Source organism: Hydrocarboniphaga sp. (genome assembly GCF_028291725.1).
Classification (GTDB): domain Bacteria; phylum Pseudomonadota; class Gammaproteobacteria; order Nevskiales; family Nevskiaceae; genus Hydrocarboniphaga.
Genome location: NZ_JAQGNT010000086.1, coordinates 1 through 22,336 on the forward strand (window position 1 = coordinate 1; position 22,336 = coordinate 22,336).

Genomic DNA, 22,336 nt, shown 5'->3' on the forward strand with positions numbered 1-22,336 from the left:
CCCCCGCCGCTTTCACCGGTCGGAATCATTCGCCGGCCGGATCCACCAGCAGGTAACCGACCGTGCGCACCGTGCGGATGTAGCGCGGCTGCTTCGGATCGTCGCCAAGCTTGCGGCGCAGCGCGGCCACATGCATGTCGATCGAGCGGTCCAGGCCGTCGAACTCGCGGTCGCGCAGGCGATCCAGCAGCGTGTCGCGCGAACAGGCGCGGCCGCGGCTGCGCGCCAGCGCCAGCAGCAGGTCGAACTCCACCGGCGTCAGTTCGAGTGCGCGGCCGTCGAGCTGCGCGGCGCGGGCAGCAGCATCCATGCGCAGCCCGCCGACCCGGATCTCGCGCTCGTCCGATGCGCTGCCGGCGCCGGTGGCGACCAGCGCCGCGCGCCGCAGCAGCGCTCGGATTCGCGCCAGCAGCTCGCGCGAGGACGCGGTTTTGGGCAGGTAATCGTCGGCGCCGTGCTCGAGGCCGAACACGCGGTCGTCTTCGCCGCCGCGTGCGGTCAGCATCAGCACTGGCACATCGGACACTGCGCGGATGCGCCTGAGCACCTCGAAGCCGTCGAGCCGCGGCAGCATCACGTCGAGCACGATCAGCGCCCAGGGCTCGGCGGTCGCGCGCGCGGCGCCGTCGAGGCCGTCGTGCACCGCCTCGGCGGTCAAACCCTGCGAGCGCAGGTATTCCGCCAGCAGCCGCGACAGCTTGCGGTCGTCCTCGATCAGCAGCACTCGGGTAGCTGGCTGCACGGTGGAAAGCGCTCCCTCGGTTTCGCGGGTAGGCGCCACTTTAGCCGATGGAGTCGGGGTCTCGGTCATGCCGCCAGTATCCCGGCAGCGCCGGCGCCGCGGCGCAAGATTTACCGGTCCTTTACACAAGAACTACACAGTGACGGGCCCTGCTGCGAACGGACGATGCCCGCGAGCCGGGCCGGCAACATGCTCGGCGCAAACAACCGCAGCGGAGACCGCACGATGTCGATGACGCTTGCCCAACTCGAGGATCTGGAGCAGATCCGCCGCGTCAAATACGCCTACTGCCGCTGCATCGACATGGCCAACTTCGACGAGCTGCGCAGCCTGCTGACCGAGGATTCCAGCGTCTGCTACGTCGGCGGCAGCTATCGCTTCGAGAGCGCCGGCCGCGACGCGATCATCGCCGCGCTGTCGGGCGCCTTCCACGCCGAGGCGATCGCGATGCATCACGTCAACCATCCCGAGATCGATTTCGTGTCGGCCACCGAGGCGACCGGGGTCTGGTATTTGAAGGACTGGTTCCTGGACCTGCGCAACAAGATCATTACCGACGGCAGCGCGCTGTACCGCGATACCTACGTCAAGCAGGACGGCCGCTGGAAGATCAAGCGCGCGACCTACGAGCGCATCTTCGAGATCGTCACAGCGTTCGAGCAGGCGCCGAACATCACCGCGCACTGGCTGGCCAAGCACGGCCGGCAGCTCTAGCCCGTAGGTCGGCAATCCCTTGCCGACATGAAGCCTCGATACGCAATCGGGGCCTGACGTCGGCAAGGGATTGCCGACCTACGAGTGCATGCCCGTTACGTGCGAAAGTAGCGCGAGATTTGCACCGGATTCACAGCCGATGTCCCATGACGTAGACCTGTTCGTGATCGGCGGCGGTTCCGGCGGTGTGCGCGCCGCGCGTGTCGCGGCGGGTTTCGGCGCTCGCGTCGCGCTGGCCGAGAGCCGCGATCTGGGCGGTACCTGCGTCAATCTGGGCTGCGTGCCGAAGAAGATGCTGGTCTACGGCGCGTCCTACGCCGACGATTTCGAGCACGCGCGCCATTACGGCTGGAGCACCGCCGAGCCACAGTTCGACTGGCCCAGCCTGCTGCGCAACAAGAACCGCGAGATCGCGCGGCTCAACCAGGTGTATGCGCGGCTGCTGGCGGATTCCGCTGTGCGCCTGATCCGGCAGCCTGCGCGCCTGATCGATGCGCATACAGTCGAGGCCGGCGGCGAGCGCGTCCGCGCCGCGCATATTCTGATCGCGACCGGCGGCAGGCCCTACGTGCCGGACATCCCGGGCAGCGAATACGCGATCACCTCGGACCAGGCTTTCCACCTGCCGCAAATGCCGCGGCGCATCGTCGTCGCCGGCGGCGGCTACATCGCAGTGGAATTCGCGTCGATCTTTCACGGCCTCGGCGCCGCGGTCACGCAGCTGTACCGCGGCGATCTGTTCCTGCGTGGTTTCGACGGCGGGCTGCGCACGCATCTGCGCGAGCAGCTGTCGCTGCGCGGCCTCGATCTGCGCTTCAAAAGCGCGATCAAGCAGATCGTCAGGCTCGATGACGGCAGCCTTGAGCTGAGCTTGAGCGATCACAGCAAGCTGCAGACCGACTGCCTGCTGTTTGCCAAGGGCCGCCGTCCGGTTGTCGACGACCTGGGCCTGGCCAATACCCGGGCCGCGCTGGATACGCGCGGCTACATTGCGGTCGATGAGCATTGCCGGACCGCCGAGCCCTCGATCTTCGCGGTCGGCGACGTGATCGGCCGCGTCCAGCTGACACCGGTCGCGCTCGCCGAAGGCACCGCGGTGGCGCGGCTGCTGTTCCGTCCCGATACGGTTCGGCCGCTCGATTACAGCCTGATTCCAACCGCGGTGTTCAGCCTGCCGAATATCGGCACGGTCGGCTTGAGCGAGGAGCAGGCGATCGAACGGCATCACCGTATCCGCATCTACGAGAGCCGCTTCAGGCCGCTGAAACTGACGTTGACCGATTCCAGCGAAAACACGTTCCTGAAACTGGTCGTCGACGCCGACAGCGACCGCGTGCTCGGCGCGCACATGGTCGGCCCCGACGCCGGCGAAATCATCCAGGGCCTGGCGGTGGCGCTGAAGGCCGGCGCGACCAAGCAGGTGTTCGACGACACCATCGGTGTTCATCCGACCACGGCCGAAGAGTTCGTGACGATGCGCACGGCGCGGGTGGCGGTGTAGGAATTCACAACCAGACTCCGTTCCTCCCGAGTAGCCGCGTAGCGGCGTATCGAGGGACTCCGCAAACCTTCGATGCGTCCCTCGATACGCCGGATAAAGCTCCGGCTACTCGGGAGGAACGGAGAGCGGTTATGGTTTCCCGAGTCAAAAACGGCGCCCAACAAAAAAAGGCGGGCCGAAGCCCGCCTTTTCACTGCGTCCCCCCGTACCTCTGCTACTTCTGCATCACCCCAAGCTCAATACGCTGTTGAGCAACAAACGGACCAGCATGGTCTGCCGGGTTACTCCGGTCTTGCAAAAGATCGAGCGCAGATGGGTGCGCGCGGTATTGCGGCGCACATTCATCTTCTCGGCGGCTTCGTCGAGGGTCAGGCCTTCGGTCAGCAGCAGTGCGAGCGAGGCTTCCATGCGGGTCAGTCCGAACAGCCGGCGCACCAGCTCCTGCGAAGGCTGCACCGCACTGGCTTCCGGGTCGCGGATGAACAGCGCCGCGGCCGGGCGCTGCTTGCTCTCGGAGAACGGGCCCATCGGAATCGCGCGCACCAGGATGCCGAGTTTGGCGCGGCCCGAAGGGCGCGACACCGACAGCGCCTCGACCACACCCGGACCATCGGCGGCGCCGGCGTCGGTCACGCAGTGTCGGATCATCTGCTGCAGCTGGCGGCTTTCCTGCGCGCTCTCGACGCATAGCGTGTTGCCGGACAGCCAGATGCCGTCCTTCTCGCCGAGTATGCGGCGTGCTTCCTGGTTGCTCTCGATGATGTTGCCGTTCTGATCGATGCTGATCGTGCCGAGCTGCATGCGGTTGACTGCACCGGCAAACATCGCCCGTTCGCATTCCAGAAAATCGAGCCGCGCATGCAGTTGGATCGAGCGCTTCAGATGCGGCAGCAGCAGCCGGCACAGCGCCTTGTCCTCGGCCGAGAACGGCGTGGATTCATGCAGGCGGGTCACGCGCAGCCGGCACTCGATGCCGTCGCGGGTGTTGATGTCCGCTCCGAGCACGTGACGGATGTTCAGCGGCTTGAGGAAATCCAGATACACCGCGGACTGCAGCCACTGCTTGCCGATCAGTTCCTCGGCGGTGACCACTTCACCTTCCGGCAGGCGGATGAACGGATCCATCGAGAAGAAATGGGTCTCATAGGCCTGCACGTTCTGCACCGTGGTGCTGCCGGTGTTGAGCATGATGCCGGCGCTGTCGGTAGACGGCGGCCGCAGCATCAGGGTGACATGGCCGGCCTTGAGGCGCTCACGCAGCAACTGCATCGCAGTCTGCCACGGCGGCGATTCCATCGGGCCGTCGTAGATGGAGCCGATCAGGCGATCGAGCTGGTCGATCTCAGGATTGGCCGGGGCGGGGTTCGCGTTGGCGAACGCAGCGGGCGTACGCGAAACATTGCGGGCATCTGCAATCGATACAGCGGTCATTGGCATATTACGGGTCTCCTCCGTTGAAAATGCCGGGTGTCGCCTGGTGGCGCTCTGCACCTATTTGAACCGATCCGACCCTCAGGTGGGGTAGGAAAACTGGCTCCGTCGCCAGGCGCAGCCGTTGCAGCGACGGACGCTGAAGGTAGCCCCGCAGACGGACGAGGTGTCTCGTCCAAAAGGGTGAGCCGGACTCACCAGGGCACTGGGCATAGTCGCAGCTGATCTCTTCCAAGCGAGGCGGGCATGAGTGACGAGGCCGGCATGAAGCGGGCGCTGCAGGCGTATGTCGACCACTTCAATACGTCGAATCCGCAGGCGATTTCAAGCCTTTTTTCGGATGACGCGACGGTCGAAGATCCAGTCGGTACGCCGCTGATCGGCGGGCGCGATGCGATTGCGGCGTTCTATCGCAAGTCGGTTGAAACCGGTGCGCGCCTGAAGCTCGCCGCGCCGATCCGTGCCTCGCATGGCAATGCGGCGGCGATGGCCTTCGACGTGGAACTGAACCTGCCGCAGGGGCCGGCGGTAATTCGCGTGATCGATACGTTCACGTTCAACCAGGCCGGCCAGTTCACGTCGATGCGCGCGTTCTGGGGGCGGAGCGACATGGAGATGTCGTAGGTCGGCAATCCTTTGCCGACGCGAGGCCTCCGATTGCGTATCGAACAGGCACGTCGGCAAAGGATTGCCGACCTACGCCGCCAGATCCTTCTGATCCTTCGGAAACGCCTGCATGCCGCGCGGCACGTGGATGCCCTCGACCTGCTTCAAAAACTCCTGTTTCTGCGCGCGCGGATTGTAGAACTGCCGGTACCAGAGGCGCTGCTTGCGGAACGCGCCATCGCCCTGCACGAACAGGCCGTTGAAGCAGGGTGTCTTGTGCTTCCACACCTCGAAATCCTGCGCGAATGCGGCCAGCGCCATGTCCGAGAACATCTTCGCTCCGGCCCTGTCCTCGTCGGTCGCCGCGCCACCCTTGGCGGTCTTCACCAGCAGCGAATGCCAGACATGCGAGCTGCCGTTCTCCACCGGTGTATGCGCGATGAAGATGTAGCTTTCGTACAGGCCGCTCATGCGCGTGATCAGGATGCTCGGGCCGTTGTAGATCGCCTCGGTGACCAGCAGCGGCCCGCCTTCGGCGGCGAGCGTGCGATGGCCGCCGGCCATGCGCTGGATCGCCAGGTGGCCCTTGAACTCGTTTTCGAAAAAGCGCGTGCGCGAGCCGTGCACCGGGCCGAAATGCGCGGCGTCGGTGATGTTGTCGACGATCTCCTGCGGATGCGTCGCGATCGTGCCGAGGTCGTCGATATGCGTCCACTGCACCCAGTTCGGCTCATCCCATTCGCTCAGGTAAGGCGCGGCCCATTCGGGCTCGCCGCCTTCCGGGTCGTGCCAGACGAAGACCGCGCCCATGCTCTCTTTCACCGGCCAGGAGCGCACTCTCGCCGCCGGCGGAATTGGGCCGTCCGAATACGGAATATGGTTGCACTTGCCGTCGGCGCCGAAGCGCCAGGCGTGGTAGGGGCAGCGGATCGAGTCGCCTTCGATGGCGCCGTCCTGCGCGACGTAAGAGGTGCTGTTGCGCGCCAGATGCGTGCCCATATGCGGGCAGAACGCATCGAGCAGCACCAGTTTGCCGGAGTCCTTGCCGCGATACAGCGCGAATTCGCGGCCGAAATAGCGCAGCGCCAGCGGCTTGTCCGAGCCGACCTTGCCGCTTTCCGCGATCATGAACCAGCCACGCGGGAAGTCGTATTCGCCGAGGCTGTATTCCTTGCTCGTTGCCATGAGTTCTAAGTCCGGGTCAGAAGTTTGCCGATCGCGCCGTTGCCCGTGCCCAGGAATCATTCCAGCGATCACGGTGCGCGATCCGTGCGGCCAGTATTCGCCGCGCTCTGGATGGCGACCTCGTCCTGTTGGATGAAACCTCGGGCGGCGCGAGGCTCGCGCAGCTCAGGCCGGCACGATTTCCGGCCGCAGCTGAGTAGGTTGGGGTGAGCGCAGCGAACCCCAACATCGGCACGGACTTCATGTTGGGGTTCGCTGCGCTCACCCCAACCTACACGCTGCTTGCGGTTCAGGCCGCCGCGATTTCCGGCCGCAGCGCCAGCAGCGCGGCGAGATCCTCGGGCGCGATCGGCTTGACCCGGTGCGCATCGAAGTCGGCCAGCGGGCGCTGGCTGGTTTCGCCCTGGCTCCAGCCGGTCAGCGCGACCAGCAGCAGCTCGCGGCCCCAGGGCGCGGCGCGCAGGCGGCTCGCGGTCTCGTAGCCGTCCATGCGCGGCATGCCCAGATCGAGCAGCACCACGTCGGGATGCTGGCGCCCGGCGAGTTCCAGCGCCTCGACGCCGTCGCCGGCGATCTGCACCTCGTGGCCCTGCAGCCGCAGCATCAGCGCCAGCGACGCCGCCGCGTCGGCATTGTCGTCGGCGATCAGCACGCGGCGCAGGCCGCAGGCCGCGGTCTGCGCCTCCGGCTCCACTACGGGCGCAGTGCCCGGCTGCGGCAGGCTCAGCGGCAGCCGCACGCGGAACTCGCTGCCGAGTCCCAGGCCTTCGCTGTGGGCCTCGACGCGGCCGCCGTGCAGCTCCAGCAGCTGGCGCACCAGCGCCAGGCCGATGCCCAGGCCGCCCTGTGCGTAGCCGCGGGTCGCTTCGACCTGGGTGAAGGGCTGGAAAATCCGCTCGAGCATCTCGGGCGGGATGCCGACGCCGCGGTCGCGGACGATCACCAGCGCGTCGCCGTCGACGGCGGCGGCCTCGATCTCAACCGGTCTCTGGACGGGGCTGTACTTGGCGGCGTTGTTCAGCAGATTGCCGAAGACCTGGGCCAGCCGGGTGACGTCGCCCTGAATCGGCAGCGGCGCCTGCGGCAGCGTCAGCTGCAGCGTCAGCTCGCGCGCCTCCAGCTGCGGGCGGCAGACTTCGATCGCCCGCTCCAGCACCTCGGCCAGCGTCAGCTCCTCGTGCAGCAGCTCGATCTTGCCGCGGGTGATGCGCGAGACGTCGAGCAGATCGTCGACCAGCCGCGTCAGCTGGTTGACCTGGCGATCGATCATGTCGCGCATCGTCTGCAGCGGGCCGCTGGGCAGGCCGATCAGGCGCATCACCTCGACCGCGTTGCGGATCGGCGCCAGTGGATTGCGCAGCTCGTGGCCGAGGATCGCCAGGAACTCGTCCTTGCGGCGGTCGGAATCGCGCAGCCGCTCCATCATCTGTTTCTGTTCGTTGATGTTGGTGGTGATGCCGAACCACGACGCCACCTCGCCGCGCGCATCGCGCCATGGCACCGCGCGCGTGATGAACCAGGAGTAGCTGCCGTCGCTGCCCAGATGGCGCGCCTCGAACTCGAAAGCCCTGCCGGCGGCGAGCGAATCCGACACGTAGCGGAACACCACTTCCGCTTCGTCGGCGTGCAGCGCCATGCGCGTCAGATAGGCCGGCGTGACGCCGGGCGCGGCGATGCCGTAGTAGTCGTGCCAGTTGCGGTTGGCGTAGGTCACGGCGCCATCGGGCGCGCAGGTCCACACGATCGACGGAATGGTGTCCGCCAGAAAGCGCATGCGCTCTTCGGCGAGGCCGCGCTCGTGGCTCTCGGCCTGCAGCGTGCGGTTGGTGTGCTCCAGCGTGGTGTTGGCCTGCTCCAGCGTCGCGTTGAGCGCCTGCAGCTCGCGGGTCTTCTCGTTGCGCAGCAGCGTGTAGGCCTGCTCCAGGTTGAGATTGGCGTTCGCCAGGCTCTGGTTCAGATGCTGCAGTTCGCGGCGATGGTTGTAGAGTTCCACCAGCACGGTGATCTTGCTGCGCAGGATCTCCGGTACCACCGGAATGTACACGTAGTCGAAAGCGCCGAGCTTGTAGCCGCGCAGCTGGTCGAGGTCGGTGACGTGGACGCCGGTGACGAAAATGATCGGCGTCTTCTCGAAGCGCGGATGCTGGTGGATCAGGCTGGCGGTCTCGAAGCCGTCCATGCCCGGCATGTTGACGTCGAGCAGGATCACCGCGAATTCGCCGGCCATCAGCCGGTGCAGCGCTTCCTCGCCGGAGTTGGCGCGCACCAGTGTCAGCGGCAGGTCGCCGAGGATCGCCTCGTAGCTGAGCAGGCGCGCCGGCTGATCGTCGACCAGCAGGATGCGCGGCTTGTCGTCGCTCATCGGCGCACCTTGGGTAGTGGTATAGGTCGAGTTGCAGGTCGCGTTGCCCATGCGCGGCTCAACGATGCAGCCACAGCCGCAGCAGCGACATCAGCTGCTCGGTGTTGACCGGCTTGGCGATGTAGTCCGAAGCGCCGGCCTCCAGGCATTTTTCGCGGTCGCCCTTCATCGCCTTGGCGGTCAGCGCGATAATCGGCAGGCGCCGGAACTGCGGATGCCGGCGGATTTCGCGGATGGTTTCGTAGCCGTCCATCTCCGGCATCATGATGTCCATCAGCGCCAGTGCGACGTCGGGTTCGCGATCGATCAGCTCGATCGCCTCGCGCCCGCCGGTAGCGGTGATCACCTGCATGCCGTGGCGCTCCAGCAGCGAGGACAGCGCAAAGATATTGCGCACGTCGTCGTCGACGACCAGCGCCTTCTTGCCGATCAGCGGCTCGTTGGTGTCGTGCAGGCTGGCCAGCATTTTCTGCTTGGCCGCCGGCAGATCGGCGACCACGCGATGCAGGAACAGCGCGGTCTCGTCGAGCAGCCGTTCCGGCGACTGCACGCCCTTCAGTACGATGCTCTTGGCGACGCTGCGCAGCTGCGCGTCTTCCTCGCTGCTCAGATCCTTGCCGGTGAATACCACGATCGGGATCTCGGCCAGCTCCGGCTCGGCCTGGATCTTCGCCAGCAGCTCGAAGCCGGAGATGTCGGGCAGCTTCAGATCCAGCACCACGCAGTCGAAGCGCGTGCTGCGCATGCAATTCAGCGCCTGCGCGCCGGTGGACGCGGTGCTGATCATCACGTCGTCGTGCTGGATCAGCTCGACGATGCTGATGCGCTCGGCGTCGTTGTCCTCGACCACCAGCAGCTTGCGCACCTGCGGCGCGGCGAAGGCCTTGATCCGGTCCAGCGAGTGCTCCAGCGTCTCGGTGGTCAGCGGCTTGTTGACGAACGAGAACGCGCCGCGCTCCAGGCCGTGCTGGCGCTCCTCCTCGATGGTGCAGATCTGCACCGGGATATGCCGCGTCGCGGCATCCTGTTTGAGCCGCGCCAGCACCGTCCAGCCGAGCATGTCGGGCAGCATGATGTCCAGCGAGATCGCGGTCGGCTGGTACTTCTTCGCCAGCACGAAGGCCTCGGCGCCGCGCATCGCGACCAGGCACTTGAAGCCGTGATCGCGCGCCATGTCGCGCAGCACCTTGGCGTAGTGCGGATCGTCCTCGACGATCAGCAGCACCGGCTCGCCGGGCTCGCCGGGCTGGTCGCGGGCCTGGATTTGGTCGCGGTCGTCGTCGACGGCATCGATCTGCGGAATGATCATCGCGGCGGGCTGGTTCCGGCTGATCGCGGGCTGCTGTTCGGACTGCTTGAACGGCGTTCCGCGCACCGGCCCGACGTAGTTCACCGGCAGGTAGAGCGTGAACGTGGAGCCCGCGCCGGGCACCGAATGCAGGCGGATTTCGCCGCCAAGCAGGTTCGCCAGTTCGCGCGAGATCGCCAGGCCCAGGCCGGTGCCGCCGTACTTGCGCGCGGTGCCGGCATCGGCCTGCTGGAACGCCTCGAAGATGATGCGCTGCTTCTCGATCGGGATGCCGATGCCGGTATCGCTGACCGAGAACGCGGCCACCGTCGGCACTTTCGACAGGATCGGATGGTCCGGCGACCAGCCGCCGAGCGCGACGCCGACGTTGAGCCGGATGCCGCCGTGCTCGGTGAACTTGAATGCGTTCGACAGCAGGTTCTTCAGCACCTGCAGCAGGCGCTTCGGATCGGTGGTCATCGACGAGCCCAGGCGCGGGTCGAACTCGGCCGCGAACATCAGCTTGCGGCGCTCGGCCTCGTGCTGGAAGTTGCGCTCGACGGTCTCGCGCAGCGCCTGGAACGGCAGCGTCTCGGCTTCCACCGTGACCGTGCCCGATTCGATCTTGGACAGGTCGAGGATGTCCGAGATCAGGTTCAGCAGGTCGGTGCCGGCGCCGTGGATGGTCTTGGCGAACTCGACCTGCTTGCCCGACAGGTTGGCGTCGGGGTTGTCGGCGAGCTGCTGGCCGAGAATCAGGATCGAGTTCAGCGGCGTGCGCAGCTCGTGGCTCATGTTGGCCAGGAACTCGGACTTGTAGCGTGATGTCAGCGCCAGCTCTGCGGCCTTTTCTTCGAGCGCGCGGCGCGCGGCCTCGATCTCCTGGTTCTTGCGTTCGACCTCCTCGTTCTGCTCGGCCAGCAGCTTGGCTTTCAGCGCCAGTTCGTCGTTGGTCTGCTGCAGTTCCTTCTGCTGGGTCTGCAGCTCGCCGGCGAGCTGCTGGCTCTGTTCGAGCAGGCCCTCGGTGCGCATCGTCGCCTGGATCGTGTTCAGCACGATGCCGATCGAGCCGGTCAGCTGCTCCAGGAACGCGATATGCGATTCGGTGAAGCGCCCCAGAGAGGCCAGCTCGATGACGGCTTTCACCTGCTGCTCGAACAGCACCGGCAGCACGATCACCGAGCGCGGCGGCACCGTCACCAGGCCGGAGGAAATGATGATGCGTTCTTCCTGAGGAATCTGGTCGAGCAGAATGCGTTCGCGCTGCGCGGCGCACTGGCCGACCAGGCCTTCGCCGATGCCGAATTCGCGCGGCTCGTCGGCGCGCGTGTCGGCATAGCCGGCCAGCTGCCGCAGCCGGCTCTGGCCATTTTCGTTGTGCATCATGTAGACCACGGCCTGTTGCGCGCCGACCAGCGGCGCCAGCTCCGACAGCAGCATCTCGCCGACGGTGATCAGGTTGCGCTGGCCCTGCATCATGCCGGAGAAGCGCGCCAGGTTGGTTTTCAGCCAGTCCTGTTCGGTGTTGCGCTCGGTGGTCTGGCGCAGATTGCGGATCATCGCGTTGATGTTGTCCTTCAGCGACGCGACTTCGCCGGAGGCTTCCACGGTGATCGAGCGCGTCAGGTCGCCCTTGGTCACCGCGGTGGCGACATCGGCGATCGCGCGTACCTGGTTGGTCAGGTTGGCGGCCAGCAGGTTGACGTTGGCGGTCAGATCCTTCCACGTTCCTGCTGTTCCCGGAACATTCGCCTGGCCGCCGAGGCGGCCTTCGACGCCGACTTCGCGCGCCACCGAAATCACCTGGTCGGCGAAGATCGCCAAGGTCGCGGTCATCGAGTTGATGGTGTCGGCGAGCGCCGCGACTTCGCCCTTGGCTTCGACGGTGAGCTTCTGGTTCAAGTCGCCGTTGGCGACCGCGGTGACCACCTTGACGATGCCGCGCACCTGGTTGGTCAGGTTCGCCGCCATCACGTTGACGTTGTCGGTCAGATCCTTCCAGGTGCCGGCGACGCCGGGCACCACGGCCTGGCCGCCGAGCTTGCCTTCGGTGCCGACTTCGCGAGCGACGCGGGTGACTTCGGCAGCGAAGCCGTTGAGCTGGTCGACCATCGTATTCAGCGTGTTCTTCAGCTCGAGGATTTCGCCCTTGACGTCGACCGCGATCTTCTTCGACAGGTCGCCGCGCGCCACGGCGGTCGCGACTTCGGCGATGTTGCGCACCTGGTTGGTCAGGTTGCTGGCCATGAAGTTGACGTTGTCGGTCAGATCCTTCCAGGTTCCGGCGACGCCGGGCACTGCGGCCTGTCCGCCGAGCTTGCCTTCGGTGCCGACTTCGCGCGCCACGCGGGTGACTTCGGCGGCGAACGAGTTGAGCTGATCGACCATCGTGTTGATGGTGTTTTTCAGCTCGAGGATTTCGCCCTTGACGTCGACTTCGATCTTGCGCGACAGATCGCCGCGCGCCACCGAGGTGGTCACGTCGGCGATGTTGCGCACCTGCGAAGTCAGGTTCGAAGCCAGCGTATTGACGTTGTCGGTCAGATCCTTCCAGGTGCCGGCGACGCCGGGCACGGTGGCCTGGCCGCCGAGCTTGCCTTCGGTGCCGACTTCGCGCGCGACGCGCGTGACTTCCGCGGCGAAGCCATTGAGCTGATCGACCATCGTGTTGATGGTGTTTTTCAGCTCCAGGATCTCGCCCTGCACATCGACCGCGATCTTCTTCGACAGATCGCCCTTGGCGACCGCGGTGGTCACTTCGGCGATGTTGCGCACCTGCGCGGTCAAATTCGAGGCCATCGAATTGACGTTGTCGGTCAGATCTCGCCAGGTGCCGCCGACGCCGGGCACGTAGGCCTGGCCGCCGAGCTTGCCTTCGGTACCAACTTCGCGCGCCACGCGCGTGACTTCGGACGCGAACGAGCGCAGCTGTTCCACCATCGTGTTCAGCGTCTCCTTCAGCTGCAGAATTTCGCCGCGCACGTCGACGGTGATTTTCTTCGACAGGTCGCCGTTGGCCACGGCGGTGGCCACTTCGGCGATGTTGCGCACCTGCGCGGTCAGGTTGCTGGCCATCGAATTGACGTTGTCGGTCAAATCCTTCCAGACGCCGGACACGCCCTTGATCTGCGCCTGGCCACCGAGTTTGCCGGCGGTGCCGACCTCGAGCGCGACGCGGGTGACTTCGGCGGCGAAGCCGTTGAGCTGGTCGACCATCGTGTTGATGGTGTTTTTCAGCTCGAGGATTTCGCCCTTGACGTCGACCGAAATCTTGCGCGACAAGTCGCCGCGCGCGACCGCGGTGGTGACCTCGGCGATGTTGCGCACCTGCACGGTCAGGTTGGTCGCCATCGCGTTGACCGAGTCGGTCAAATCCTTCCAGGTGCCGGCGACGCCGGGCACGATCGCCTGGCCGCCGAGCTTGCCTTCGGTGCCGACTTCGCGCGCCACGCGCGTGACCTCGGAGGCAAAGCCGCGCAGCTGGTCGACCATGGTATTGATCGCCTCCTTCAGCTGCAGGATCTCGCCGCGCACGTCGACCGTGATCTTGCGCGACAGATCGCCGTTGGCGACCGCAATCGTCACTTCCGAAATATTGCGCACCTGCGCGGTCAGGTTGCTCGCCATCTGGTTGACCGAGTCGGTCAGATCCTTCCACACGCCGCTGACGCCCTTGACCTGGGCCTGGCCGCCGAGCTTGCCGCCGGTGCCGACTTCCAGCGCGACGCGGGTGACTTCGGAGCTGAAGGTCGACATCTGCTCGATCATCTTGTTGACGATCGTCGCCGAGCGCAGGAACTCGCCCTGCAGCGGCCGGCCTTCCACCTCCAGGCCGATGGTCTGGGTCAGGTCGCCCTTGGCGACGGCGGCGATTGCGCGCGTCACCCGGTCGGTCGGCCACAGCAGGTCGTCGATCAGGTTGTTGACCGAATGCTCCATCTCCAGCCAGGCGCCGCGCCGCGCCGCCGGCAGCACGCGCTCGCGGGTCTTGCCTTCGCGGCCGACGACGTGGCCGACGCGGGCGAGCTCGCCGGCGAGCGTGCGGTTCATCAGCACGATCTCGTTGAAGGCGTCGGCAAGCTTGCCGTTGAGGCCGTCGCCGTCGCCGGGCAGGCGCACGGAGAAGTCGCCTTCGCTGACCGCCTGCATCGCTTTCAGCAGATCGCGCATTTCGCGACTGTCGGGCGCTTGGGCCTGAACTGCGGGCGCCTTGTGGGCAGCGCCGTTTGCGCGGGCTGCTTTACGCAGCCGCGGTTCCGTTTCCATCGTCGTCATGGTCCATCTCCCTACCGCGGTGCACGGACGGCCGTACCCTCGATTTAAGTGAAATATAGCCTTAAAAAACCGCTAAAAATCCACTCTCGCAAAATGCAGGGTCGGGATTAAATCCCGTTAATATTTAACGCATTTTGCATGATCGTCGCTTGGGGGCCGCTGGGCGTTTTTTGTCGCCGCCCGGCCTGCCCCGGCTCCGCTTTTGGAGCGGGCTAGTCATTTCGGATGAAGCTTAGCCGCGGTTCATCTGCGAAAAAGTCGCAGCCGGCGATGCCCGGCGCGCCTTCCTCGTTCCCCGGAGAACCTCGTGCAGACCGCTCAAGCCAAAGTCAGCACCACGCCGATCAGTCCACAGGCAATAGTGCAGCGCGCCCGCGATCTGGTGCCGGTGCTGAAGGAACGCGCCGCCAAGACAGCCGAAGCGCGCCAGCTGCCGGCCGAGACCATCGCCGAGATGAAAGCCGCGGGTTTCTTCAACCTGCTCAAGCCGAAAGCCTACGGCGGCTACGAGATGGACCCGCAGGTGTTCTACGACGTCTGCATGACGCTCGCCGAAGGCTGCATGTCGACGGCCTGGGTCTACGGCGTCGTCGGCGTGCACAACTGGCAGATCGCGCTGTTCGATCCGCGCGCCGCGGCCGAGGTCTGGGGCCAGGACGAATCGGTGCTGATCGCGTCGACCTACATGCCCAAGGGCCAGGTCACGCCCGTCGAAGGCGGCTTCCGCTTCAGCGGCCGCTGGGGTTTCTCCAGCGGCATCGATCACTGCGACTGGGTGTTCCTCGGCGGCCTGATATTCACGCCGAATCAGCCGCCGGAATACCGCACCTTCCTGCTGCCGAAGTCCGACTTCAAGGTCATCGACACCTGGCACACGATGGGCCTCAAGGGCACCGGCTCCAAGGACATCGTCGTCGAGGACGTGTTCGTGCCCGAGTACCGCACGCACAAGGCCAGCGACGGTTTTGCCGGCACCAATCCGGGCCGCGACACCTTCACGTCCGACCTGTACAAGCTGCCGTTCGGGCAGATTTTCGTGCGTGCGGTTTCGAGTGCCGCGATCGGTGGACTGCAGGGCGCGCTCGATACCTTCCTGGAGTTCGCCAAGGTCCGTGTCGGCGACATGGGCAACAAGACTTCGGAGCAGGGCCCGGCGCAGATCGCGGCCGCCGAAACCGCGATGGCGATCGACGAGATGAAGCTGGTGCTGAACCGCAACTTCACGGTGCTGATGGACAAGATCCGCGCCAAACAGCCGCTGGACGACATCCAGCAGCGTTCGCATTTCCGCGCCCAGGCCGCACAGGTGGTCGAGCGCAGCGCCAAGCATGCCTACCAGCTGTTCTCGGTCTGCGGCGGCCGCGGCATCTTCACCGACTTCGCGCTGCATCGTTACGTGTTCGACATCTTCGCCGCGCGCGGCCACTACGCCAACAACCCCGACCAGTTCGAGCGCAACTACGGCAGCCTGCTGCTGGGCCGCGACAACAACGACTACTTCCTCTGAGCGCCGCAAATATGGGCATCAACGAACCCCAGTGGGACGCGGAATACGACGTCATCGTGGTCGGCTCCGGTGCCGGCGGAATGACGGCGGCGCTGTGCGCGAAGCAGCAAGGCCTGTCCGCCCTCGTCATCGAGAAGGATGTCCTGTTCGGCGGCACCAGCGCGGTGTCCGGTGGCGGCATCTGGATTCCGAACAATCACGACATCGCGCCCAATGGCGGCAGCGATTCGTTTGAAGAAGCGCTGACCTATCTGAAGCATCTGATCGGCGACGCCACGCCGATCGAAAAGATCGAGGCCTACCTGCAGCATGCGCCGCAGATGGTCCAGTACATCGGCGTGCATTTCGATCTGCCGTATCACAGCGTTGTGAAATATCCGGACTACTACTCCGATCAGCCCGGCGGCAAGGACGGATGGCGTTCGATGGAGCCCTTCGAAATCGACGCGGCCCGGCTCGGCGACGACTACGAGCGCATGCGTGCCGCCTATCCGGGCACGATGCTGATGGGCCGCATCTCGATGAACCAGGTCGAGGCGCATACGCTGTTCTCGCGCGGGCCGGGTTGGGTCTGGCTGATGCTGAAAATGTTCACCAAGTACTGGACGGATTTCCGCTGGCGCCGCAAGACGCCGCGCGATCGCCGGCTGACCTTGGGCCAGGCCCTGGTCGCGCGCCTGCGCCTGGCGATGAAGAAGAACCAGGTGCCGCTGCAGCTGGAAACCGGCATGGAGTCGCTGATCCAGCAGCCGTCGCCCGACGGCGATCGCGTCGTCGGCATCGTCGTCAATCGGCAGGGCCGCAAACTGCGCTACAAGGCGCGACGCGGCGTGATGCTGGCCTGCGGCGGCTTCGAATCCAACCAGGCGATGCGCGAGCAGTACCTGCCGCATCCGACCAGCACCGCGTGGAGCGCGGCGCCGCCGATCAATCATGGTGACGGTATCCGTGCCGGCCAGTCGCTGGGCGCGGCGCTCCGGCACATGAACCTGGTGTGGGGTTCGCCGACCGTGCGCAAGCCGGGCACGCCGCAGCAGATCACCTTGTTCGTCGAGCGCGGCATGCCGGGCTGCGTGGCGATCAACCAGCAGGGCCGCCGCTTCGTCAACGAAGCCGCCGCGTATCCGGATTTTCTCGATGCGATGTATGCCGACCAGGCGCGCGGCAACCAGGCCGCGCCGTGCTGGCTCGTGTTCGACGCGACGTTCCGCTACAAGTACCCGATGGGTATTTTCCTGCCCGGCCAGATCGAGCCCGATTCCAGGCTGCCCAAGGACTGGCTCGACCAGGTCTACTACCGCGCCGATACGCTGACCGAGTTGTCGAAGAAGATCGGCGTGGATCCCGCCGAGTTGGCAAAGACCGTCGCGGCGATGAACCGGTATGCATCCACCGGTGTCGACACCCAGTTCGGCAAGGGCAGCACGCCGATCGACCGTTACTACAGCGATCCGAGCGTCAAGCCCAACACCTGCCTGGGGCCTATCGTGAAAGCGCCGTTCTACGCGGTGAAACTCGACGCCGGCGACATCGGCACCAAGGGCGGCCTGGTCACCGATGTGAACGCCCGCGTGCTGCGCGAAGACGGCAGCGTGATCGAAGGTCTCTACGCCACCGGCAATACCACCGCGGCGGTGATGGGCCCGAAATATCCGGGCGCAGGCGCGACGCTGGGGCCGGCGATGACCTTTGGCTATCTCGGCGCGATGCATATGGCGAAGGCGTCCGTGAGCGTCGCCGCAACGGCGTAGGTTGGGGTGAGCATCGCGAACCCCAACATCGTCGCGGCGCCGCTCCTGATCGGGCGGTGATCGTTGGGGTTCGCTTTGCTCACCCCAACCTACGCCCAACCCACCTCCAAGCTCCGCTGAGGTTCACGCATGCCCAGACTTGCCAGCAAGATCGCCTTCGTCACCGGTTCCGGCCAGGGTGTCGGCCAGGGCATCGCCTACGCCCTGGCGGGCGAGGGCGCGACGATCGCGGTGGTCGGCCGCACGATGTCCAAGCTCGAAGCCACGGTCACTGAGATCCGGCGCCGCGGCGGCAAGGCCGTCGCGGTCGAGTGCGACATCAAGCAGGCCGATGCGCTGGCGCAGGCCGTGGAAAGCGTCGTCGCCCAACTTGGCGGCATCGATATCCTGGTCAACAACGCGCAGGAAGTGCCGCTCGCGCCGCTGCTGTCGCTGAGCGAAGCAGCGCTCGCCGCCGGCTGGGAATCCGGCCCGCTGGCGACGCTGCGGCTGATGAAGCTATGCCATCCGCATTTGAAGTACGCGGCTCGTAATGGCGGCGCCGGCAACATCGTTAACCTGTGCACGGTGGCCGCGATGCGCTGGGATGTGTCCGGTTACGGCGGCTATGCGGCGGTGAAAGAGGCAACGCGCCAGCTGACCCGCGCCGCGGCTTGCGAATGGGCCGCCGACGGCATCCGCACCAATGCGATCCTGCCGCTGGGCGATTCACCGGCGATGGCGGGCTGGACCCGCGCGCGCCCGCAGGAAGCGGCGGCCTTCATTTCCACGGTGCCGATGCAGCGCGTCGGCGAATGCGAGGCCGACATCGGCCGCTTCGTCGCGACCCTGGTTTCCGACGACTGCCGCTACATCAACGGCCAGAGCATCGCCGTCGATGGCGGCCAGGCCTTTCTGGGCTGATCCGCCCGCGCTAGCGGGCGAGCACCCTAGTACCGTGGCACCGAGGTTTCGCAACAAATCCGCTCGGTCTGATGCCACGATACTGCGTTGCTCGTCGTCGCCATAGCTACGGCTATGACTCCTCCTCGCGCCTTGTCTCGCGGCACCATCCCTTCGCGCCTTTGTTGCGAAACCTCGGTGCCACGGTACTAGTCGCCGGAAAGAGCACCGGCGGCAGGCATTCGAATCCGGGCTTCGCAAAAAGATAACCCTGGAACAGCCGAACGCCGAGCTGCGCAAACCATTGGTATTCCTCGCGGGTTTCGACCCCTTCGGCGATCACGTCGATGCCGAGGTCGGTGCACACCTGCCAGATTCCGCGGACGATGGCCTGTCGTGGTCCGTTGCTCTGTATACCGCGCACCAGGCTCATGTCGATCTTGACCAGGTCGGGCTGGAAGTCGGCCAGCAGGTTCAGTCCGGCGTAGCCGGCGCCGAAGTCGTCGATTGCGAGTTTGATGCCCTGCCGCCGGTAGGCATTGATCAGCCGCGCGAAGCCGCCGTGGTCCTCGATCGCCTCGCCTTCGGTGACTTCGAGAATGATGCGGTGGAGCGGAAAGCCGCTGCTGCGCGCGGCGTCCAGGCTCTGTTTTATCCACTGCCCGCTGCCGAAAACACCGTTGGGCAGCAGATTGAGATTGATGTGGGTGTCCATTCCCAGCTGCACGGCCATGCGTATCGCGCGGTCGCGGCAGATCTGGTCGAAGCGATGCATGTCGGCTGCGCCGACGCGCGCCAGCAGCGAACCCGCCGGTTCTCCGCGGGAACCGCGCAGCAAGGCCTCATACGAGAACACCGTCCTGTCGACGGTGTCGATGATCGGCTGAAAAGCGACGCTGAGGTCGGCCGGAACGCGCGATTCGAAACCGGGTGCGCCGGCATCGTCATGCATAACGGCTGTCGGCGCCGGCCTCGGCCCTGTCGGACACCTTGCTGCGCCAGCGTCCCTCGCTGAATGCACTCAGCAGTTTCTTGGCGCGGCCGTTGTCGAGGCCGACCAGGCAGCTGCTGCCCTGAAAGAAATCGTTCACGCCGGAGATCGCACGGACTTCCGAGCGGCTGAGCATCGCCAGGCCCATGGTCCAGGACGCGAAGGAGCGCTGGAATATCGGCTCCTGTATCACTTTGGTGATATGCGTGTGGCGCGGATCGAGCAGGATGCGCTCGTACATGGATGCAACCGAGGACTCGGATCCTTCCAGAACCTGAAAAAAGCTGTCGCCGGTGTACAGCAGCATGCCGGAGACGTCCTGCTCGCTGTTGCGTCGCCGCGCGGAGGCCATCAGCACCTGCATCGCCGCCTTATCGTATTTCGCGGTAGCCGCGCTGGCATAGATGCAATGGATCAAATCGTTCATGCGTTCACCGGGTGCCCCGGCCGGAAAGAGTCGGCAGGCAGGCTGTCCGGATTATCGGCCGATGCGAGCGCAGCTGAACGCCGTTCGCCAGCGCGCTTGGTCCCGTTCGCCAGATCGTGAAAACGCCGCTAGCATTTGCGCATGAGCTCTCAGGCTGGCTATTCGGGAACCCCGCTCGCCAAGAAGCTCGGCTTCGGCGAGAACCGGCGTGTCGTTGCGCTGCAAGCGCCGGACGAATACGCGCGCTGGCTTGCGCCCTTGCCGGCGGGTGTCGTGTTCGAGCCGCTTGTTTCGTCGCAGACCGACATCGTCCACCTGTTCGAGACTCGCAAACCGGCGCTGAAAGCGCAGCTCGAAAGCCTGCGCAAGTCGATCAGAAGCGATGCGGCCGTCTGGGTCTCCTGGCCAAAAAAAGCGTCGAAAATCGCGACCGACATCAGCGAGGACACGATTCGTGAACTGGCGCTGCCTCTGGGTTTTGTCGACATCAAGGTCTGCGCGGTCAGCGAAATCTGGTCCGGCCTGAAGCTGGTTATCCGCAAGGAACTTAGAGGGGCACCGTGATGAAGGGAAAATCGGTCTGGGCGGTGGTTGCCGGCGTGTTGGTCATTGTCGTGGTTACGACCCTGGTCGACGTGCTGTGTCATCTGCTGGGCGTGTTCGAGGGGCCTAAGTTGAACGACGCGCAGGCGGCGATCGCGACTGCGTATCGCATTGTCATCAGCGTCGGCGGTGCCATGCTGACCGCGAAGCTCGCACCGCAGAATCCGATGAAGCATGCGCTGATCCTCGGCGTGGTCGGTACGCTGCTGGGCCTGGTCGGCCTGCTGGTGACCTGGAACAAGGGCCTGGGCCCACACTGGTATCCGATCGCGCTGATGGTGCTGGCAATCCCGCAGTGCTGGCTCGGCGGCAAGCTCCACCTGATGCGTTCGCCGTAGGTCGGCAATCCCTTGCCGACGCGAGGCCTCGGTTGCGTATCGGCTCCACATGTCGGCGTACACGTCGGCAAGGGATTGCCGACCTATTAGTCAACCGGCGCTGGCCGCCAGCGGCACGGTGACGCTGACGATGGTGCCCTTGCCGGGGATCGATCGCAGCTGCAGATCGTGGCCCAGCAGATCGACCGCACTGCGCACGATAGCCAGGCCGAGTCCGAGGCCGTCGCTGTTCAGATCGGCCTTGTGGAAGGCGTCGAACATCTCGATCTGGCGCTCGGGCGCGATGCCCATGCCGGTGTCGACGACGGTGATCCGCAGGTCGTTCTTCAGATGGCGGCAGCCCACCAGCACGCCGCCGCTGCTGGTGTACTTGATCGCGTTGCCGACCAGGTTGCCGAGTATGCTTTTCAGCAGCCGCGGATTGCTGACGATCCGGCCTCTGCTGGCGGCGAAGCGCAGGCGCAGGCCCTTGCGATCGGCCTGCGGCCGCCAGGACTGCTCCAGCGCCGCGAACAACTCTGCGACCGGCACTTCGGTCCGCTTCGGCGCGACCACGGTTGCGACCGCGCTGGAGGCCATCGCCAGGTCGTCCAGATCCTGGCCGAGCTTGAGCACGGCGGCGATGCCGGCCGTGGCCTGCCTGACCACCAGCGGGTCGCCGGATTTAAGCCGCGCGATTTCCAGGCTCATCGTGATCGACTGCAGCAGCTGCCGCAGATCGTGGCCGGCGATCGCCATCAGGCTGCGCAAATGTTTCTGCATCGCCTCGGCCGTGCTCAGCGAGCGCCGCAGCTCCAGCAGCGCCATCGTCTGCCGTGCCAGCACCTGCAGGGCTTCCAGCTGACTGGCGTTCAATTGCCGTGGCTCGCGGTCGAGCACGCAGACCGTACCGAGCGGGTAGCCGTCGGAAGTGCGCAGCGGCGCGCCGGCGTAGAAACGCAGCTTCGGCTCGCCGGTCACCATCGGGTTGGCGGCAAAGCGCGAGTCCAGATGTGTGTCGACGACGACGAACACGTCCGGCTGCAGGATCGCGTGCGCGCAGATCGCCTGTTCTACGGGCGTTTCACGGGCGCCGATCCCGACCCTCGCCTTGAACCACTGGCGCTCGGTGTCGACCAGGCTGACCAGCGCCATCGAGGTGCCGCAGATCTGTGCGGCAATTTTGACGATGTCGTCGAAGGTCGCTTCGGCCGCGGTGTCCAGGATCGCGTACGAATGCAGCGCGTCCAGGCGCTGCGACTCGTTTGCCGGCCGCGGCGCGGTGCCAGGCGCATAGCCGGCGTCCGAGGTGATGCGCTGCTGGGACATAGGGGCCTCGTGACGCAAGGTCGCGCGATGTTCGGTCTACCGCCCGGCGGCGGGAACGATGCTTGGCAAAGCCGGCAGAAGCTGAGCGGGAGCTGTCTACACGGTAATCAGGCGCTGGATTTGCGTCTGTACTCTGGCGTACATAGCGAACTGGCCGAGTCGTTTGCCAAAGCGCAGGGCTGCGCCGCCGCATGGCCGGCGCTACGCTAGCGGGCACTCCGCGGAATGCCCGCGGTCTTCCTGATCCCGATCCACCACGAGCCCTGTCCATGAAGCTGCGCCTGGTCCTGCCGTTGTCCCTGCTGCTGCTGTCCGCTGCCTGCTCGCCCAGCCCGGCGCCGCCCGCCGAGCCGGCGGCACCCGCCGCATCCGCCCCAGCCGTGGAACCAGCGCCGGTCAGCGCTGCCGCGGAGCCGGCGCCCAGC

The 22,336-nt window shown here is 65.7% G+C and carries 16 protein-coding genes; 8 read left to right on the forward strand and 8 right to left on the reverse strand.

The window, feature by feature from the left end:
* Nucleotides 1-25: 25 nt before the first annotated feature.
* Nucleotides 26-742 (reverse strand): response regulator transcription factor, encoded by a 717-nt coding sequence (locus JWQ90_RS22580; protein ID WP_299697253.1) that lies wholly within the window; start codon nucleotides 740-742, stop codon nucleotides 26-28.
* A 225-nt stretch (nucleotides 743-967) separates the two neighbouring features.
* Between JWQ90_RS22580 and JWQ90_RS22585 the strand changes: the two genes are divergently transcribed.
* Together JWQ90_RS22585 and gorA are read left to right on the forward strand one after the other, a co-directional pair.
* Nucleotides 968-1,456 (forward strand): nuclear transport factor 2 family protein, encoded by a 489-nt coding sequence (locus JWQ90_RS22585; RefSeq protein WP_299697254.1) that lies wholly within the window; start codon nucleotides 968-970, stop codon nucleotides 1,454-1,456.
* Between the two features lie 139 nt (nucleotides 1,457-1,595).
* Nucleotides 1,596-2,957 (forward strand): glutathione-disulfide reductase, encoded by a 1,362-nt coding sequence (gene gorA, locus JWQ90_RS22590; RefSeq protein WP_299697255.1) that lies wholly within the window; start codon nucleotides 1,596-1,598, stop codon nucleotides 2,955-2,957.
* Between the two features lie 225 nt (nucleotides 2,958-3,182).
* Here gorA and JWQ90_RS22595 read toward each other — a convergent pair whose 3' ends face one another.
* Entirely contained in the window at nucleotides 3,183-4,394 is a 1,212-nt protein-coding gene (locus tag JWQ90_RS22595; RefSeq protein ID WP_299697256.1) for a helix-turn-helix transcriptional regulator, read from the reverse strand.
* Between the two features lie 240 nt (nucleotides 4,395-4,634).
* Between JWQ90_RS22595 and JWQ90_RS22600 the strand changes: the two genes are divergently transcribed.
* A complete protein-coding gene (locus tag JWQ90_RS22600) occupies nucleotides 4,635-5,012 on the forward strand; it encodes a steroid Delta-isomerase (protein ID WP_299697257.1) in 378 nt (125 codons plus the stop codon).
* Nucleotides 5,013-5,084: 72 nt separating this feature from the next.
* On the opposite strand, the gene JWQ90_RS22605 is transcribed toward JWQ90_RS22600, so the two are convergent.
* The 3 genes from JWQ90_RS22605 to JWQ90_RS22615 form a co-directional block, all read right to left on the reverse strand.
* On the reverse strand, nucleotides 5,085-6,179 hold the full coding sequence (locus JWQ90_RS22605; RefSeq protein WP_299697258.1) for a Rieske 2Fe-2S domain-containing protein: 1,095 nt from the start codon (nucleotides 6,177-6,179) through the stop codon (nucleotides 5,085-5,087).
* Nucleotides 6,180-6,468: 289 nt separating this feature from the next.
* Nucleotides 6,469-8,592, reverse strand: a complete 2,124-nt coding sequence (locus tag JWQ90_RS22610) for a response regulator (protein WP_299697259.1) — start codon at nucleotides 8,590-8,592, stop codon at nucleotides 6,469-6,471.
* A gap of 7 nt (nucleotides 8,593-8,599) precedes the next feature.
* Complete coding sequence (locus JWQ90_RS22615; RefSeq protein ID WP_366919576.1) at nucleotides 8,600-13,999, reverse strand: HAMP domain-containing protein; 5,400 nt, start codon at nucleotides 13,997-13,999, stop codon at nucleotides 8,600-8,602.
* Nucleotides 14,000-14,411: 412 nt separating this feature from the next.
* On the opposite strand from JWQ90_RS22615, the gene JWQ90_RS22620 reads away from it, so the two are divergent.
* From JWQ90_RS22620 to JWQ90_RS22630, 3 genes are all read left to right on the forward strand, one after another.
* Complete coding sequence (locus JWQ90_RS22620; RefSeq protein ID WP_299697261.1) at nucleotides 14,412-15,611, forward strand: flavin-dependent monooxygenase; 1,200 nt, start codon at nucleotides 14,412-14,414, stop codon at nucleotides 15,609-15,611.
* 11 nt (nucleotides 15,612-15,622) lie between these two features.
* Nucleotides 15,623-17,362: an FAD-dependent oxidoreductase gene (locus tag JWQ90_RS22625; RefSeq protein WP_299697262.1), complete on the forward strand. Its 1,740-nt coding sequence runs from the start codon at nucleotides 15,623-15,625 to the stop codon at nucleotides 17,360-17,362.
* 129 nt (nucleotides 17,363-17,491) lie between these two features.
* A complete protein-coding gene (locus JWQ90_RS22630) occupies nucleotides 17,492-18,265 on the forward strand; it encodes an SDR family oxidoreductase (protein ID WP_299697263.1) in 774 nt (257 codons plus the stop codon).
* Between the two features lie 112 nt (nucleotides 18,266-18,377).
* Here JWQ90_RS22630 and JWQ90_RS22635 read toward each other — a convergent pair whose 3' ends face one another.
* Nucleotides 18,378-19,196, reverse strand: a complete 819-nt coding sequence (locus JWQ90_RS22635) for an EAL domain-containing protein (protein WP_299697264.1) — start codon at nucleotides 19,194-19,196, stop codon at nucleotides 18,378-18,380.
* The gene (locus JWQ90_RS22640) at nucleotides 19,189-19,662 is read right to left on the reverse strand and encodes a BLUF domain-containing protein (RefSeq protein WP_299697265.1); all 474 of its coding nucleotides are present in this window, start codon (nucleotides 19,660-19,662) and stop codon (nucleotides 19,189-19,191) included. Before JWQ90_RS22640 ends, JWQ90_RS22635 begins: the two co-directional genes overlap by 8 nt.
* 141 nt (nucleotides 19,663-19,803) lie before the next feature.
* On the opposite strand from JWQ90_RS22640, the gene JWQ90_RS22645 reads away from it, so the two are divergent.
* Nucleotides 19,804-20,226 (forward strand): hypothetical protein, encoded by a 423-nt coding sequence (locus JWQ90_RS22645; RefSeq protein ID WP_299697266.1) that lies wholly within the window; start codon nucleotides 19,804-19,806, stop codon nucleotides 20,224-20,226.
* Complete coding sequence (locus tag JWQ90_RS22650; RefSeq protein WP_299697267.1) at nucleotides 20,226-20,603, forward strand: hypothetical protein; 378 nt, start codon at nucleotides 20,226-20,228, stop codon at nucleotides 20,601-20,603. The genes JWQ90_RS22645 and JWQ90_RS22650 overlap by 1 nt, the downstream gene beginning before the upstream one ends.
* Before the next feature lie 90 nt (nucleotides 20,604-20,693).
* Here the strand turns inward: JWQ90_RS22650 and JWQ90_RS22655 are convergent, their stop codons facing one another.
* A complete protein-coding gene (locus tag JWQ90_RS22655; protein WP_299697268.1) occupies nucleotides 20,694-21,911 on the reverse strand; it encodes a GAF domain-containing sensor histidine kinase in 1,218 nt (405 codons plus the stop codon).
* Between the last annotated feature and the right edge of the window lie 425 nt (nucleotides 21,912-22,336).

Coding starts and splice junctions, on each gene's coding strand:
- JWQ90_RS22640 (WP_299697265.1), bottom strand. CDS start 19,662: ATGAACGATTTGATCCATTGCATCTATGCCAGCGCGGCTACCGCGAAA.
- JWQ90_RS22655 (WP_299697268.1), bottom strand. CDS start 21,911: ATGTCCCAGCAGCGCATCACCTCGGACGCCGGCTATGCGCCTGGCACC.
- JWQ90_RS22600 (WP_299697257.1), top strand. CDS start 4,635: ATGAGTGACGAGGCCGGCATGAAGCGGGCGCTGCAGGCGTATGTCGAC.
- JWQ90_RS22585 (WP_299697254.1), top strand. CDS start 968: ATGTCGATGACGCTTGCCCAACTCGAGGATCTGGAGCAGATCCGCCGC.
- JWQ90_RS22625 (WP_299697262.1), top strand. CDS start 15,623: ATGGGCATCAACGAACCCCAGTGGGACGCGGAATACGACGTCATCGTG.
- JWQ90_RS22595 (WP_299697256.1), bottom strand. CDS start 4,394: ATGCCAATGACCGCTGTATCGATTGCAGATGCCCGCAATGTTTCGCGT.
- JWQ90_RS22605 (WP_299697258.1), bottom strand. CDS start 6,179: ATGGCAACGAGCAAGGAATACAGCCTCGGCGAATACGACTTCCCGCGT.
- JWQ90_RS22615 (WP_366919576.1), bottom strand. CDS start 13,999: ATGCGCGATCTGCTGAAAGCGATGCAGGCGGTCAGCGAAGGCGACTTC.
- JWQ90_RS22645 (WP_299697266.1), top strand. CDS start 19,804: ATGAGCTCTCAGGCTGGCTATTCGGGAACCCCGCTCGCCAAGAAGCTC.
- JWQ90_RS22630 (WP_299697263.1), top strand. CDS start 17,492: ATGCCCAGACTTGCCAGCAAGATCGCCTTCGTCACCGGTTCCGGCCAG.
- gorA (WP_299697255.1), top strand. CDS start 1,596: ATGTCCCATGACGTAGACCTGTTCGTGATCGGCGGCGGTTCCGGCGGT.
- JWQ90_RS22650 (WP_299697267.1), top strand. CDS start 20,226: ATGAAGGGAAAATCGGTCTGGGCGGTGGTTGCCGGCGTGTTGGTCATT.
- JWQ90_RS22635 (WP_299697264.1), bottom strand. CDS start 19,196: ATGCATGACGATGCCGGCGCACCCGGTTTCGAATCGCGCGTTCCGGCC.
- JWQ90_RS22610 (WP_299697259.1), bottom strand. CDS start 8,592: ATGGGCAACGCGACCTGCAACTCGACCTATACCACTACCCAAGGTGCG.